General features: G+C 66.0%; 12 protein-coding genes. 10 read left to right on the top strand and 2 right to left on the bottom strand.

The window, feature by feature from the left end; translation table 11 throughout:
- Positions 1-48 precede the first annotated feature (48 nt).
- From B2W55_RS03985 to B2W55_RS03955, 7 genes are all read left to right on the top strand, one after another.
- Positions 49-1,365 carry an MFS transporter gene (locus tag B2W55_RS03985; RefSeq protein WP_024581294.1) on the top strand — a complete coding sequence of 439 codons (1,317 nt, stop codon included), beginning with the start codon at positions 49-51 and terminating at the stop codon, positions 1,363-1,365.
- A gap of 331 nt (positions 1,366-1,696) precedes the next feature.
- Entirely contained in the window at positions 1,697-3,001 is a 1,305-nt protein-coding gene (locus B2W55_RS03980) for an MFS transporter (RefSeq protein WP_024581295.1), read from the top strand.
- A gap of 52 nt (positions 3,002-3,053) precedes the next feature.
- Positions 3,054-3,848: a maleate cis-trans isomerase family protein gene (locus tag B2W55_RS03975; protein ID WP_024581296.1), complete on the top strand. Its 795-nt coding sequence runs from the start codon at positions 3,054-3,056 to the stop codon at positions 3,846-3,848.
- Entirely contained in the window at positions 3,845-4,660 is an 816-nt protein-coding gene (locus B2W55_RS03970) for a GntR family transcriptional regulator (protein ID WP_024581297.1), read from the top strand. The genes B2W55_RS03975 and B2W55_RS03970 overlap by 4 nt, the downstream gene beginning before the upstream one ends.
- Complete coding sequence (locus tag B2W55_RS03965) at positions 4,657-5,421, top strand: aspartate/glutamate racemase family protein (protein ID WP_024581298.1); 765 nt, start codon at positions 4,657-4,659, stop codon at positions 5,419-5,421. The genes B2W55_RS03970 and B2W55_RS03965 overlap by 4 nt, the downstream gene beginning before the upstream one ends.
- Complete coding sequence (gene hydA / locus B2W55_RS03960) at positions 5,421-6,833, top strand: dihydropyrimidinase (RefSeq protein ID WP_200894407.1); 1,413 nt, start codon at positions 5,421-5,423, stop codon at positions 6,831-6,833. The genes B2W55_RS03965 and hydA overlap by 1 nt, the downstream gene beginning before the upstream one ends.
- A 28-nt stretch (positions 6,834-6,861) precedes the next feature.
- Positions 6,862-7,746 carry an alpha/beta fold hydrolase gene (locus tag B2W55_RS03955; protein ID WP_024581300.1) on the top strand — a complete coding sequence of 295 codons (885 nt, stop codon included), beginning with the start codon at positions 6,862-6,864 and terminating at the stop codon, positions 7,744-7,746.
- A gap of 54 nt (positions 7,747-7,800) precedes the next feature.
- Here the strand turns inward: B2W55_RS03955 and mobA are convergent, their stop codons facing one another.
- The gene (gene mobA, locus B2W55_RS03950) at positions 7,801-8,418 is read right to left on the bottom strand and encodes a molybdenum cofactor guanylyltransferase MobA (protein WP_024581301.1); all 618 of its coding nucleotides are present in this window, start codon (positions 8,416-8,418) and stop codon (positions 7,801-7,803) included.
- Positions 8,411-9,295, bottom strand: a complete 885-nt coding sequence (locus B2W55_RS03945; RefSeq protein WP_024581302.1) for a formate dehydrogenase accessory sulfurtransferase FdhD — start codon at positions 9,293-9,295, stop codon at positions 8,411-8,413. Before B2W55_RS03945 ends, mobA begins: the two co-directional genes overlap by 8 nt.
- A gap of 149 nt (positions 9,296-9,444) precedes the next feature.
- Here B2W55_RS03945 and glp point away from each other — a divergent pair, with 149 nt between their 5' ends.
- The 3 genes from glp to fdhF all read left to right on the top strand — a co-directional run bounded on the left by glp (position 9,445) and on the right by fdhF (position 15,323).
- Positions 9,445-10,698 (top strand): gephyrin-like molybdotransferase Glp, encoded by a 1,254-nt coding sequence (gene glp, locus B2W55_RS03940; protein WP_024581303.1) that lies wholly within the window; start codon positions 9,445-9,447, stop codon positions 10,696-10,698.
- Between the two features lie 159 nt (positions 10,699-10,857).
- Positions 10,858-12,561: an NADH-ubiquinone oxidoreductase-F iron-sulfur binding region domain-containing protein gene (locus B2W55_RS03935; RefSeq protein ID WP_024581304.1), complete on the top strand. Its 1,704-nt coding sequence runs from the start codon at positions 10,858-10,860 to the stop codon at positions 12,559-12,561.
- On the top strand, positions 12,558-15,323 hold the full coding sequence (gene fdhF / locus B2W55_RS03930) for a formate dehydrogenase subunit alpha (protein ID WP_024581305.1): 2,766 nt from the start codon (positions 12,558-12,560) through the stop codon (positions 15,321-15,323). Before B2W55_RS03935 ends, fdhF begins: the two co-directional genes overlap by 4 nt.
- Positions 15,324-15,331: the final 8 nt, after the last annotated feature.

The raw sequence follows: 15,331 nt of genomic DNA, 5'->3' as shown, positions 1-15,331 counted from the left end.
GCGCGGCGGCCGAGCTGAACAACAAAACAATCACCAGGGGAGGCTGCAATGTCGATCACGTTCAGTCCGTCGGGCGTCGGCTCGGTCGGAGTTCAGAATCCGGAGCTTGCGACATCGTTCCGCCGCGCGCAGTGGCGGATGCTGTTCGCGGCGATGTTCTGCTATCTGTTCTTCTACACCGGGCGGCAAACCTTCGGTTTCGCCATTCCCGGCATCCAGGCCGAGTTCGGCGTCACCAAGGAGGCGCTCGGCTGGGCCAGCGCGGCGCTGTTGTGGTGCTATGCGGTCGGCCAGGCCATCAACGGCAATCTCGGCGACAAGTTCGGCGGCCGCCGCGTGATGAGCGCGGGCGCGATCCTCTCCTTCGTCATGAACTGGGCGACCAGCCTCTCGACCGGCATCGTCAGCCTGACCGCGTTCTGGGGCATCAACGGCTATTTCCAGTCGATGGGATGGGCGCCGGGCAGCCGGCTGCTGTCGAACTGGTGGGGCCGGCACGAGCGCGGCACGGTCTACGGGCTCTACACTTTCGCGGCCGGTCTCGCCTCGGTGCTGTCGTTCGTCACCTCGCTGGTCGTGGTCGGCTATTTTCAGCTCGACTGGCGCTGGATCTTCCGCATCCCGGTCGTGCTGCTGCTGCTCGGCGGCATCGCGTTCTACCTGATCGCGCGCGAGAAGCCGGAGGACATGGGCTTTGTCTCGCCGCATGACGAGGCCGACGACGTCGCGGCCAGCGAAGCTGCTATCGACGCCAATGAGGGTTCGCTCGCGCGCTACAAGGCGGTGCTGTCGAACTGGCGCCTGCTGGTCGCCGGTGTCTCGATCGGCTTCCAGAACGCCGCGCGCTACGGCCTGCTGGTGTGGGTGCCCGTGCACTTCCTCGGCAGCAACTGGGCCAAGGCCGGCACCACCTCGGTGATCGATCCGCGCTGGATCAGCATCGCGCTGCCGGTCGGCATGGCGGTCGGCGCATTCAGCAATGGCTGGGTCTCGGACAAGGTGTTCGGCTCGCGGCGTTACCTCGCCATCGTGCTCTACATGGTGCTCGCCGCGGTCACCTCGCTGTGCATGTATGCGATCCCGACGTCGGACGTCTATCTCGGGATGACGGTGCTGTTCCTGTGCGGCTTCTTCACTTATGGCCCGCAATCCTCGTTCTGGGCACTGTGCCCGGATCTGGTTGGCCACAAGCGGGCCGGGACCGCGACCGGGGTGATGAACTTCTTCGCCTATCTGTTCGCAGGTCTCGGCGAGCCGATGATCGGCCATTTCATGGACAAGCATAACCAAACGTCGCTGGTGTTCCTGGTGGTCGCGATCTGCGCGACCGCGAGCGCGGTGGTCGCGGCCTTCATTCGCCGCTGACCGGCAATCCGTATTGGCGGCCTGCAAGAGGTCCGCGCTCTTACCGGAGCGCCGACCTGCTTTTTTTGCGGCAGCCGTGGGTGGCCCGGACGAGCCAACGCGGCGCGAATGCGCGCCCAATCCGTCATCGTCGGCTGATCGAAAATCAGGCTTGTTCTACAAATTATGTAATTGTATCAGTGTATTGATATAAGTTGCATGCAGAATACAAAATGTGCTTGTGACCTCGATCCGGTTGAAGCAGACTTCGCGCGGGGCAGGAGAGGCCGATGACCCTCAATGACGAGGGTCGCGCCAGGGGCAAAACAATCTGCCGGCAGAGGAGCGAGCAATGAGCGATCAGGCGTCGACCATCGCAATGGCAGATACGGCGAAGCCATCCGGCGTGCGCTGGAAGATCTTCCTGCTGATGCTGTTCCTGATCTCGATCAACTACATCGATCGCGCCTCGCTGTCGGTCGCAATGCCGGTGATCGCCAAGGAGTTCGACATCGATCCGGCGATGCAGGGCCTGATCCTGAGTTCGTTCTTCTGGACCTACGCGCTGATGCAGGTGCCGGGCGGCATGCTGGCCGACCGCTTCAAGCCACGCATCGTGATCGCCGCCGCGACGCTGTTCTGGGGCTTCTTCCAGGCGTTGGCGGCGCTGTCGACCAGCTGGATGTTGCTGCTGTTGACCCGGCTCGGGCTCGGCGCGTCGGAAGCGCCGATCTATCCGGCTGGCGGCAAGCTCAACGCGATCTGGATGACGCAGACCGAGCGTGGCCGCGGCGCGACCTTGCTCGACGGCGGTGCGCCGCTCGGCGCCGCGCTCGGCTCGATCGTGATCGCCTGGCTGATGGCGGCGTTCAGCTCCTGGCGCGTCGCCTTCGTGATCGCGGGCGTCGGCACCATGCTATGCGGGTTGTGGGCCTGGTACTACATCCGCAACGCGCCGCGCGAACATCCGTCGGTCAACGAAGCCGAGGCGCGCTATCTCGAGGAGGCACATGCGATCGAGGACGCCGCGACGCCGCCGTCCTCGGGCGCGAGCTGGATGGCCTATTTCCGCTTCCGCTCGGTGTGGTGCATGTGCCTCGGCTGGATGTTCTTCAACACCACCTTCTATGGGCTGCTGACCTGGATGCCGACCTATCTGTTCAAGGTGCACGGCTTCGACATCAAGGCGCTGGGTGGCGCCTCCTTCATCATCTTCTTTGCCGGCTTCGTCGGCGAGCTGGTCGGCGGCTGGATCGGCGATAACTGGCGGGCGAGGGGCGGTGCGCCCAACACCGTGTTCCGCACCCTGTTCGCGATCGCGGCGATCATGGCAACCGTCTCGATCTTCCTGGTCGCCTACGTCACCAACGCGGTCGCGGTCGTGGTGCTGCTGTCGACCACGCTGTTCTTCCTGCGCTGGTGCGGGATGTACTGGGCGATCCCGTCGGCGCTGGCCGGCCGCGGCAAGTCCGGCTTCCTCGGCGGCTGCATGAATCTCGGCGGCAACATCGCCGGCATCACCACGCCGCTGATCGTCGGCTTCATCGTGCAGGCCACCGGTTCATATTTCCTGGCGCTGATGTATTTTGCCGCCGCCGGCGTTGCGCTGTTGATTTGCTCGACCCTGATCGACTACAGCCGCAAGCTCCCGGTTTAGAACGAAAGCGGCCGAACCCGCGAAGGGTTCGGCCGGCCGATGAGGTTAGCCAATGACACGTCCCGTCCGGCTCGGCATGCTGACGCCGTCATCGAACACCGCGCTCGAGCCGATCACCTGCGCGATGCTGTCAGGCGTCGCCAACGTCACGGCGCATTTCTCGCGCTTCAAGGTGACCGAGATCGCGCTGTCGGACTCGGCACTGCGCCAGTTCGACGCCAGCGAGATTCTGCGCGCGGCGGAGCTGCTGGCCCATGCCAAGGTCGATGTCATCGCCTGGAACGGCACCTCGGCTGGCTGGCTCGGCTTCGATCGCGACGAAAGCCTTTGCGAGCAGATCACCGCTGCGACCGGAATCAAGGCCTGCACCACCGTGCTGGCCTACCGCGACCTGCTGCGCCGGATCGGGGCACAGCGCATCGGGTTGGTGACGCCGTATCGCCGGGACGTGCAGGAGCGGATCATCGCCAACTGGAATGCGGCAGGGTTGCATTGCCCCGCCGAGCGGCATCTCGCTTTGCAGGACAATTTTTCCTTTGCCGAGGTCAGCGAGGTCGAGATCGCCCGCCTGATCGAGGAGGTGGTGCGCGAGGGCTGCGATGTCGCCGTCGTGCTCTGCACCAACATGCGCGGCGCCGGCGCGGCCGAACGGCTGGAGCGCGGATTTGGCGTGCCGGTGCTGGATTCGATCGCGGTGACGCTGTGGGCATCGCTCGCCGCGGCCGGCTGCGATCCGTCCTGCGTGCACGGCTGGGGCAGCCTGTTCTCGAACCCCGATCTGCGCGCGGCGGCCGCGATCCACATCGATGACACGATCAGCGATCATGACGATGAAGGCGAGCGGTGACTGAAGCCAAGACCAAAGCCAAGACGAAGACCAGGGCGACCAGGCGCAGCAAGGAACCGAAGCGGGCGATGACGGCGTTGCAGCGCCGCCGCCTGCGCGTGCCGCGGGTCGGCCTGCACGAGCAGGCGGCGGCGCGGCTGCGCACCATGATCGTGCGCGGCGAGCTCGCGCCGGGCCAGTCGCTGGGCGAGGCGGACCTGTCCGACGCGCTCGGCATTTCGCGCACCCCGCTGCGCGAGGCGCTGAAGCAATTGGCGAGCGAAGGCCTGGTCGAGCTCCGGCTCAACCACAGTGCCGTGGTGGCGCCGTTCCGTCGCGCCGAGCTGAACGAATTGTTCGAGGCCGTCAGCGGCATCGAGCGCTGCGCCGCCGAGCTTGCCGCGTTGCGGATGGAAGCGGCCGATTTCGAGCGGCTCGAGGCGTTGCAGGACAAGATCGAGTGGCATCATGGCCGCGGCGAGCTGCGCGACTATTTCCAGGTCAACCAGCAGATCCATTCGGCGATCGTCGGCTTCGCCCGCAATGCGGTGCTGAAGGGGACGCATGAGGCGCTGCTGGCACGCGCCGAGCGCGCGCGCTTCTTCGCGCTGTCGGTGCTCGGGCGATGGGATGAATCGGTGCGCGAGCACCAGGATATCCTGGCCGCGCTGAAGGCGCGCGATGCGACCCGCGCCGGGCAGATCCTGGCCCATCACGTCCGCCGTACCGGCGAGATCGTCGCCGAGACGTTGGACAGCAAGGCGGATGACGCCGCGGCCGCGCACCTGACCGCCGCGCCGCGCGGCCGCAAGACGAGGAAAGTTCCGCAATGAAGATTCTGCTGCTCAATCCCAACACGACGGGGGATGTGACCGATCTGCTCCATGCCGCCGGCAGCAAGGCGGCCTCGGCCGGGACCGAATTGGTGCCGATGACCGCTATGCGCGGCGTGCCTTATATCGCGACCCGCGCCGAAGCCCAGATCGGTGGTGCGATCGCGCTGGAAATGCTGGCCGAGGCCGGCCCCGGGATCGATGCCGCCGTGATCGCCGCGTTCGGTGATCCCGGCCTGTTCGGCGCGCGCGAGCTGTTCTCCTTTCCCGTGGTGGGCTTGGCCGAGGCCGCGATGCTGACCGCCTGCATGCTCGGACGGCGGTTCGCCATCGTGACCTTCGCCGGCGCGCTGGCGCCCTGGTACGAGGAATGCGTCGCCATGCACGGACTGAGTTCGCGCTGCGCCGGCATCCGCACGCTCGATGGCAGCTTCCAGTCGATCTCGGAAGTGCAGGCCGAGAAAGAGGAGCTGCTGGTCGCGCTCGCCAACCGGGCGGTCGAGCAGGACCAGGCCGACGTCGTCATCCTGTCCGGCGCGCCGCTCGCCGGGCTTGCCGCCAAGGTTCGCGACCGCATCGCGGTGCCGGTGGTCGACCCGGTCGCGGCGGCGGTGCGCCAGGCCGAGACGCTGGCCGTGCTGAAGCCGCGCAAGGCGGTCGCCGGCACCTTCCGCCGTCCCGATCCGAAGCCGACGCGCGGGCTGGCCGAACCGCTCGCCGCCATCATCGAACATCGTGCACCGAAAGAGGGGACCCGTTGATGTCCTTCGACACCATCATTCGCGGCGGCACCGTCGTTACCGCCGCCGATACGTTTGCCTGCGATGTCGGCATTCGCGACGGCAAGATCGCAGCCCTCGGACATGATCTCGGCGATGCGACTGAGATCATCGACGCGACCGACCGGCTGGTGCTGCCCGGCGGCATCGACAGTCACGTCCATTTCGCCCAGCCGTCCGGCGACGGCATCGTGATGGCCGATGGCTTCGCCACCGGCACCCGCTCGGCGGCGTTCGGCGGCAACACCACGGTGCTGCCGTTCTGCCTGCAAGAGAAGGGCCAGACGCTGCGCGAGGCGCTGAAGCACTATCATTCGCTGGCGGACGGCGAATGTCATGTCGACGTCGCCTTCCATCTGATCGTCACCGATCCGACCGAGCACGTGCTGGGCCAGGAGCTGCCGGCGCTGGTCGAGGACGGCTACACCTCGCTGAAGGTCTTCATGACCTATGAGGGGCTGGCGCTGTCGGACCGCGAACTGCTCGAGACCATGTCGGTGGCGCGCGAGACCGGCGCCATGCTGATGGTGCATGCCGAAAACTTCGACGCGATCCGCTTCCTGACCGATCGGCTGGAGCGCGCCGGCAACACTGCGCCGCGCTTCCACGCCACCTCGCGGCCGATCCCGGTCGAGCGCGAGGCGACCCATCGCGCCATCTCGCTGTCGGAACTGGTCGATGTGCCGATCATGATCGTGCATGTCTCGAACCGCGAGGCGATGGAGGAGATCCGGCGCGCGCAGCAGCGTGGCTTGCGGGTGATGGGCGAGACCTGTCCGCAATACCTGATGCTGACCGAGAAGGACCTCGATCAGCTCAACATGGAAGGCGCCAAATACGTCTGCTCGCCACCGCCGCGCGATGTCGCGAGCCAGCAGGCGTGCTGGGAAGGCTTGCAGCAGAAGGTGTTCTCGGTGTTCTCGTCGGACCATTGTCCGTTCCGCTACGACGACCCGCAAGGCAAGCTCGCGCCGAAGGGCCGCACCAGCTTCCGCTGGGTGCCGAATGGAATTCCCGGTGTCGCGACGCGGCTGCCGATCCTGTTTTCCGAAGGCGTGGTGAAGGGCCGGATCGATCTCAACAGCTTCGTCGCCTTCAGCGCGACCAATCACGCCAAGATCTACGGGCTCTATCCGCGCAAGGGCACGATCGCGGTCGGCTCGGATGCCGACATCGCGCTGTGGGATCCCAAGCGCAAGCTGACGATCCGCCACGAGCTGATCCATGACGGCTCCGACTACACGCCCTATGAAGGCCTCGAGGTCACCGGCTGGCCGGTGCTGACCATGGTACGCGGCAAGGTGGTCGTCGACGACGGCACGCTTGTCGGCAGCAAGGCGCACGGCACCTATCTGCCCCGCGCCAAGCCGCCGGTGGGAGCGACCATCCCGTAACACCAAAGCGAGAAGGCAGGAGGCCACCATGCCCTATGCGACAACCGACGACGGGGTACGGCTCTATTTCGAGGAGACCGGATCCGGTCATCCGGTGATCCTGGTGCACGAATTCGCCGGCGACCTGCGCAGCTACGAGCCGCAGATGCGGCATTTCGGCAAGCGCTTCCGCACCATCGCCTACAACGCGCGCGGTTTTCCGCCGTCGGACGTGCCGGAGCAGGTCTCGTCCTATTCGCAAAATCGCGCCGCCGACGATATCCTCGCGGTGCTCGATCACATCGGCGCGCCCAAAGCACATATCGTCGGCCTGTCGATGGGCGGCTTCGCCACCCTGCATTTCGGTATCCGCCACCCGACGCGGGCGCTGTCGCTGTGCATCGGCGGCTGCGGCTATGGCGCCGAGCTCGACAAGCGCGAAACGTTCCGCGCCGAGGCTGATGTCATCGCCAACATGATCCGCAAGGAGGGCATGCCGGCCTTCGCCGAACGTTACGCCTATGGGCCGACCCGCGTGCAGTATGAGAACAAGGATCCGCGTGGCCACGCCGAGTTCAAGACGATGCTGGCCGAGCATTCGGCGGTCGGATCGGCCAACACCCAGCAGGGGGTGCAGAAGGAGCGTCCGTCGCTCTACACGCTGGTCGAGGAGATGAAGCGGATCACTGTGCCGACGCTGATCATCACCGGCGACGAGGACTGGCCGTGCCTGCTGCCGGGCATCCTGATGAAACAGAGCATCCCGTCGGCCGCGCTCGCCGTGATGCCAAATTGTGGCCACGCCATCAACATCGAGGAGCCCGACGAATACAACCGCATCGTCGGCGAATTCCTGTCGCAGGTCGAAAGCGGCCGCTGGCCCCAACGCGATCCCCGCGCGGTGAGCGCCTCGATCACCGGGATGAAGGATTAGGCTCGCAAATAACAACGTTAGCGCCAGCAATCTTGCCGGCCATGCCTTCGCGATCTAACCGTCGTCAAGCACCGCCAGCCGCTCGGCCTCCGCGATGTCCTCGGCGGTGTTGGCGTTGAAGAACGGATCGACCGGCGTGGTCGGCCAGGTCACGGTGGCGAGCGGATAGCGCGCGGTCCAGCGGTCGATCTTGCGCAGGCCTTCGTCGACCAGTGCGCGCCGCAACTCATGGCGCAGGCGCACGCTCCAGAGCCCGATTACCGGGTGGGTCCAGTCGCCGGAGGCGGCGACCGCGAGTTCGGCATTCTCCGCGGCGCGCGCCTGATCGAGCCTTGCGACAAGATCGCGCGGCAGGAACGGGCAGTCTCCGGCCGCGCTGACAATCCATTTCACCTGTGGCCTGTTGTCGGCCATCCAGTCGAGCGCCGCCAGGATGCCGGCGAGGGGGCCCGGATAGTCGGCGACGCCGTCGGCGATCACAGGCAGGCCGAAGGCATCGAACCGGGCCGGGTCTCCATTGGCGTTGAGGATCAGCCCGTCGCATTGCGGTTCGAGACGCGCGATGACGCGCGCCAGGATGGTGCGGCCGCCGATCATGCGCATCGGCTTGTCGCCGCCGCCCATGCGCCGCGCCAGACCGCCCGCTAGCAGCACGCCGGGTATCTCAGTCATCGGCGTTCTCGCCCTTGCGCTTGTGCCGCGCGGATTCCTCCTCGACATAGTCGAGGTCCTGATCGTAGACGATGCGATCCTCACCTGACAGTGCGAGGAAGCGCTTGCCCCGGGTGCGGCCGACCAAGGTCAGCCCGACCTGTCGTGCCAGCTCGACGCCCCAGGCGGTGAAGCCCGAGCGGGAGACCAGAATGGGAATTCCCATGCGAACGGTCTTGATCACCATTTCCGAGGTGAGCCGCCCGGTCGTGTAGAGGATCTTGTCGGAAGGATCGACGCCGTGCCGGTAGATCCAGCCCGCGATCTTGTCGACGGCGTTGTGACGTCCGACATCCTCGGTGTAGCAGACCGGGGCTCCCGCCTTGCACAGCACGCAGCCATGGATCGCGCCGGCCTCGAGGTAGAGCGACGGCATCGTGTTGATGGCGTGGGTCATCTGGTACAGCCAGGAGGTCCGCAGCGTCGCCTGCGGCAGTGCGACGCTGCCGAACGCATCGAGCAGGTCACCGAAGGCGGTGCCCTGCGCGCATCCGGAGGTTTGCGTGCGCTTCTTCAGCCTGGCTTCGAAGTCGGTATGGTGTTCGGTCCTCACCACGACGACCTGGAGATCGTCATGGTATTCGACCTCGGTGACGACGTCGTCGTACCGGAGCATGTTCTGGTTGAGCAGATAGCCGAGCGCCAGATACTCGGGATAGTCGTTGATCGTCATCATCGTGACGATCTCCTGCGCATTGAGGTACAGCGTCAGCGGCCGCTCGACCGGGACCTTGGTTTCGATCTTGGCGCCGGTCTGGTCGATCCCCGCGACGCGCTCGGTCAAGCGAGGATCGTCCGGATTGGGAACGATCAGCGGGGCTGGGGTTTTCTCGAGCACGCGGGACGCCTCTTCGGCATGACAACCATGCCAGGAAGATATAAGCACGGCATGGGTTTCACTACAGCGTTTCTCATCGAGATGGGACCACCCATATCAACGAGAAGCGTCGTCGGTTCGGTTGACGGACGAAGGATCGAAATCGCGGGATGGCCCAGCTATCGGACGACTGCTTCGCCTTCGGCGGACCGATGCTGTCGGTCGACGAAGCCGTTGGCATCATCGCTTCCCGCGTCCAGGCGGTCGGTGAGACCGAGTCGGTTCCGTTGGTCGAGGCCGACGGTCGCATCCTTGCGCACGATATCCCTGCGCCGCTGCCGCTGCCGCCATTCACCAACTCCGCCGTCGACGGCTATGCGGTTCCGCACGCGATGCTGCCGCCCGGCCGGGAACTCGCCGTCCCGCTGAAGGGCCGTGTCGCGGCGGGCGCGGAAGCGGAGGTGGCCCAGCCCGGTCATGCGGTCCGGATCTTTACCGGCGCGCCGATGCCGGCCGGTACCGACACCGTGTACATGCAGGAGGACGTCCGCATCGACGAGGCCGGGCGCGTGGTGCTGCCGGCCGGGCTCAAGCCAGGTGCGAATGTGCGGCCCGCCGGTGAAGACATTCGGAGCGGTGACGTCGCGTTGAAGGCCGGGGCGTGGCTGCGTCCGCAGGACATCGCGCTGGCCGCGGCGTACGGGCTGATCCGGCTCGACGTGGTCCGCCGGCTTCGGGTCGCGGTGTTCTCGACCGGCGACGAACTGGCCGCGCCGGGCTCGCCGCGCGCGGCCGCGCAGCTATTCGATTCGAATCGCTTCATGCTGATGGCGATGTTGCGAAGGCTCGGATGCGAGGTCGGCGATCTCGGCATTCTGCGCGACGAGCCCACGGCACTGGCGGACGCCTTGCGGCAGGCGGCGCAGCGCCACGATCTGATCCTGACGACGGGAGGGGTCTCGACAGGGGAGGAAGATCACGTCAAGGCCAGCGTCGAGCGCGCGGGATCGCTGGTGCTGTGGCGGATGGCGATCAAGCCGGGTCGGCCGGTCGCGATGGGCGTCATTGCCGGCACCCCTTTCATCGGCTTGCCCGGTAATCCGGTGGCGAGCTTCGTCACCTTTGTCCATGTGGTGCGTCCGACCATTTTGGCGCTGTGCGGCGCACAAGTGTCGCCGCTGTTGCCGATGCCGGTCAGGGCCGCCTTCAACTATCGGAAGAAGGCCGGTCGCCGCGAATACGTCCGCGCCTCGCTGCGCAAGGCGGATGATGGTGCGCTGGAGGCGGTCAAGTTTCCTCGCGAAGGCGCGGGCCTGTTGTCGTCGCTGGTCGAGACCGACGGCCTGATCGAGTTGGGAGAGGACGTCGTCGAGGTCGCGCCCGGCGACCGTGTCGGGTTCCTCGGCTATGCGTCGCTGCTGTAGCGTTCCCGATGGCGAACCGGGATCGATAGGAAAACGGCAACGCGTGCGCAGCGGCGTGCGACGTCTCGTCCTTAGACTCTAGACTCATTCCAAATCTGCTTGCCACTGGCATGCCAACGGTTAGACTCTGGACAACAGACGCATTCTCGCGGGTTTTCCATGAGCCAAGACGTCCACAAGGTCCGACCATTCGAACATCCGGGCCAGGGAAGGAAACGGGCAAAGGCGACACCGAAGGGCCGCCAGGTCGATCCGGTCGCGGCGCATGAGGTCGAGGCACTGCTCGGCGACCAGCCGCGTCGTCGTGACCTGCTGATCGAGTATCTGCACCTCATTCAGGACAAGTACCGCCAGATCTCGGCCGCGCATCTCGCCGCACTCGCCGACGAGATGCGGCTGTCGTTCGCCGAGGTGTTCGAGACCGCGACCTTCTACGCGCATTTCGATGTGGTGAAGGAGGGCGAGGCGGACATCCCGCCGCTCACGATCCGGGTCTGCGATTCCCTGACCTGCGCCATGCTGGGGGCGGAGCGGTTGCTCGCGGAATTGCAGGACAAGGCCGGTCCCGGTATCCGCGTGGTGCGCGCGCCCTGCGTCGGACGATGCGACACCGCGCCGACAGCCGAGGTCGGGCACAATTTCGTCGACCACGCTACGGTCGCCAACGTCCTGGCGGCGGCGAAGGCCGACGACACACACATGCATCTGCCGGCCTATAGCGGCTACGATGCCTATGTCGCCGACGGCGGCTACACGCTGCTCGACCGCCTGCGCAGCGGTGAGCTTGCCAGGGAAGACCTGCTCAAGTCGCTCGATGATGCGAGCCTGCGCGGGCTCGGGGGCGCCGGCTTTCCGACCGGCCGCAAATGGCGCGCGGTGCTCGGCGAGCCAGGTCCGCGGCTGATGGCCGTCAACGGCGACGAGGGTGAGCCCGGCACGTTCAAGGATCGCTACTATCTCGAGACCGATCCACATCGCTTCCTCGAGGGCATGCTGATCGGCGCTCACGTCGTCGACGCGGCGGAGGTCTACATCTACATTCGCGACGAATATCCGGCCGCACGCGAGATTCTGGAACGCGAGATCGCACGGCTTCCCGCCGGCGGCCCGAAGCTGCACCTGCGGCGCGGCGCCGGCGCCTACATCTGCGGCGAGGAATCCTCGCTGCTGGAGAGCATCGAGGGCAAGCGCGGCCTGCCGCGACACAAGCCGCCATACCCATTCCAGGTCGGGCTTTTCGGCCTGCCAACGCTGATCAACAACATCGAGACGCTGTGGTGGGTGCGCGACATCGTCGAGAAGGGCGCCGACTGGTGGAAGAGCCACGGCCGTCACGAGCGGCATGGGCTGCGCAGCTTCTCGGTCTCCGGCCGGGTGAAGAATCCCGGCATGAAGCTCGCGCCGGCCGGCATCACGGTGCGTGAACTGATCGACGAACATTGCGGCGGCATGGCCGACGGCCACGTCTTCCACGCCTATCTGCCGGGTGGCGCTTCGGGCGGCATTCTGCCGGCCGCGATGGACGACATCCCGCTCGATTTCGGCACGCTGGAGAAATATGGCTGCTTCATCGGCTCGGCGGCGATCGTGATCCTGTCGCAGCAGGACAGCGTTCGCCTGGCGGCCTTGAACCTGATGCGCTTCTTCGAGGACGAGAGTTGCGGCCAGTGCACGCCGTGCCGCGCGGGCACGCAGAAGGCGGCGCAGTTGATGGAGCGGCCGGTCTGGAACAAGGAGTTGCTGGATCAATTGAGCCAGGCGATGCGCGATGCGTCGATCTGCGGCCTGGGCCAGGCCGCCTCCAATCCGCTGACCTCGGTGATCAAATACTTCCCCGACGAGTTCAAGGAAGCTGCCGAATGACCAGGATCACATTCGAACTCGACGGCAAGCAGGTTGAGGCCAATCCCGGCGAGACCATCTGGCAGGTGGCCAAGCGGCAAGGCAACGAGATCCCGCACCTGTGCTATTCGCCGGCGCCCGATTACCGGCCCGACGGCAATTGCCGCGCCTGCATGGTCGAGATCGAGGGCGAGCGCGTGCTTGCGGCCTCCTGCAAGCGCATGCCGGCGGTCGGCATGAAGGTGAAGACCGCAAGCGAGCGCGCCGTCGCCGCGCAGAAGATGGTGATGGAACTGCTGGTCGCCGACCAGCCGGCGCGTGAGACCTCGCACGATCCGGATTCGAAATTCTGGCACTGGGCGGAGAAGACCGGCGTCACCGAGAGCCGCTTCCCGGCGGCGGAGCGCTGGCAGGCCGACGCCAGCCACCCCGCGATGCGGGTCAATCTCGACGCCTGCATCCAGTGCGGCCTTTGCGTCCGCGCCTGCCGCGAGGTGCAGGTCAACGACGTCATCGGCATGGCCTATCGCAATCACGACGCCAAGATCGTGTTCGACTTCGACGACCCGATGGGTGAATCGACCTGTGTGGCCTGCGGCGAATGCGTGCAGGCCTGCCCGACCGGCGCGCTGATGCCGGCGGTGATGCTCGACGACATGCAGACCCGCGTCACCTATCCCGACAGGAAGGTCGACTCGCTTTGCCCGTATTGCGGCGTCGGCTGCCAGGTGACCTACCAGGTCAAGGACGAGAAGGTGATCTATGCCGAGGGCAGGGATGGTCCCGCCAACCACAACCGGCTTTGCGTCAAGGGCCGGTTCGGTTTCGACTACATCCACCATCCCAACCGCCTGACCAGGCCGCTGGTGCGGCTGCCCGGCGTCAGGAAGGATGCCAACGATCAGGTCGATCCGGCGAACCCTTACACCCACTTCCGCGAAGCGTCGTGGGAGGAAGCACTCGACATCGCTGCAAACGGGCTGGTCAGGATCCGGGACGAGAAGGGCGCCAAGGCGCTTGCCGGGTTCGGTTCGGCCAAGGGCTCCAATGAAGAGGCCTATCTTTTTCAGAAGCTGGTGCGGACCGGCCTCGGCTCGAACAATGTCGATCACTGCACGCGGCTGTGCCACGCCTCGTCGGTGGCCGCGCTGTTCGAAGGCCTGAGCTCGGGCGCGGTGTCGGCGCCGTTCGCGGCCGCGGCCGATGCCGAGGTGATCTGGGTGATCGGCGCCAACCCGACCGTCAACCATCCGGTGGCGGCGACCTATATCAAGAACGCGGCCAAGCGCGGCGCCAAGCTCTACGTGATGGATCCGCGCCGCCAGACGCTGTCGCGCCACGCGACCGCGCATCTCGCCTTCAAGCCCGGCAGCGACGTCGCGATGCTGAACGCGATGATCAACACGATCATCACCGAGGGGCTGACCGACGAGCAGTTCATCGCCGGATATACCGAGGGCTTCGAGGATCTGAAGGCCAAGATCGTCGATTTCACCCCGGAGAAGATGTCGCCGATTTGCGGCATTGCCGCCGAGACGCTGCGCGAGGTGGCGCGGACCTACGCGCGCGCCAAATCGTCGATCATCTTCTGGGGCATGGGCATCAGCCAGCACGTGCACGGCACCGACAATGCGCGCTGCCTGATCGCGCTCGCGCTGATCACCGGCCAGGTCGGGCGGCCCGGCACCGGCCTGCATCCTTTGCGCGGTCAGAACAACGTGCAGGGCGCCTCCGACGCCGGGCTGATTCCGATGTTCCTGCCGGATTATCAGCCGGTCGGGCGCGACGACATGCGCGGTGCGTTCGAGAAGCTGTGGGGCCAGGACCTCGATCCCGAGCGTGGCCTCACCGTCGTCGAGATCATGAACGCGATCCACGCCGGCCAGATCCACGGCATGTATATCGAGGGCGAGAATCCCGCGATGTCAGATCCGGATTTGCAGCACGCGCGCGAGGCGCTGGCCAAGCTCGATCACCTCGTGGTGCAGGATCTGTTCGTCACCGAGACCGCGTTCCACGCCGACGTGATCCTGCCGGCATCGGCATTTGCCGAGAAGGACGGTTCGTTCACCAACACCGACCGCCGCGTGCAACTGGCGCGTCAGGTGATCAAGCCGCCGGGCGATGCCCGCCAGGACCTCTGGATCATCCAGGAGATCGGCAAGCGGATGGGACTGCCGTGGAATTACGCCGGCCCCGGCGACGTCTTCACCGAGATGGCGGAACTGATGCCGTCGCTGAAGAACATCACCTGGGAGCGGCTGGTACGCGAGGGTGCCGTAACCTATCCGGTCGACGACCCGAACAAGCCCGGCAACGAGATCATCTTCACCACCGGTTTCCCGACGCCAAGCGGCCGCGGCAAGATCGTGCCCGCCAAGGTGATCCCGCCGGACGAACTGCCCGATGCCGAATACCCGATGGTGCTGTCGACCGGACGCGTGCTCGAGCACTGGCACACCGGCTCGATGACCCGCCGCGCCCAGGTGCTCGACCAGATCGAGCCTGAGGCGGTGGCGTTCATGTCGCCAAAGGACATGCGGGGCAAGAACCTGTGGCCCGGCGATTTCATTCGCCTGGAAACCCGGCGTGGCGCGATCGAAGTCAAGGTGCGCGCTGACCGCGACGTGCCGGAGAACATGGTCTTCATGCCGTTCTGCTACGCCGAGGCGGCCGCGAACCTCCTGACCAACCCGGCGCTCGATCCGTTCGGCAAGATTCCCGAGTTCAAGTTCTGCGCGGCGCGGGCCGAGAAGATCGAGATCCGGACCGCCGCGGAGTGAGGCGGGGC

The sequence above is a fragment of the Bradyrhizobium sp. UBA2491 genome, from assembly GCF_002341725.1.
Classification (GTDB): domain Bacteria; phylum Pseudomonadota; class Alphaproteobacteria; order Rhizobiales; family Xanthobacteraceae; genus Bradyrhizobium.
This window is presented reverse-complemented; position numbering and strand designations above follow the sequence as displayed.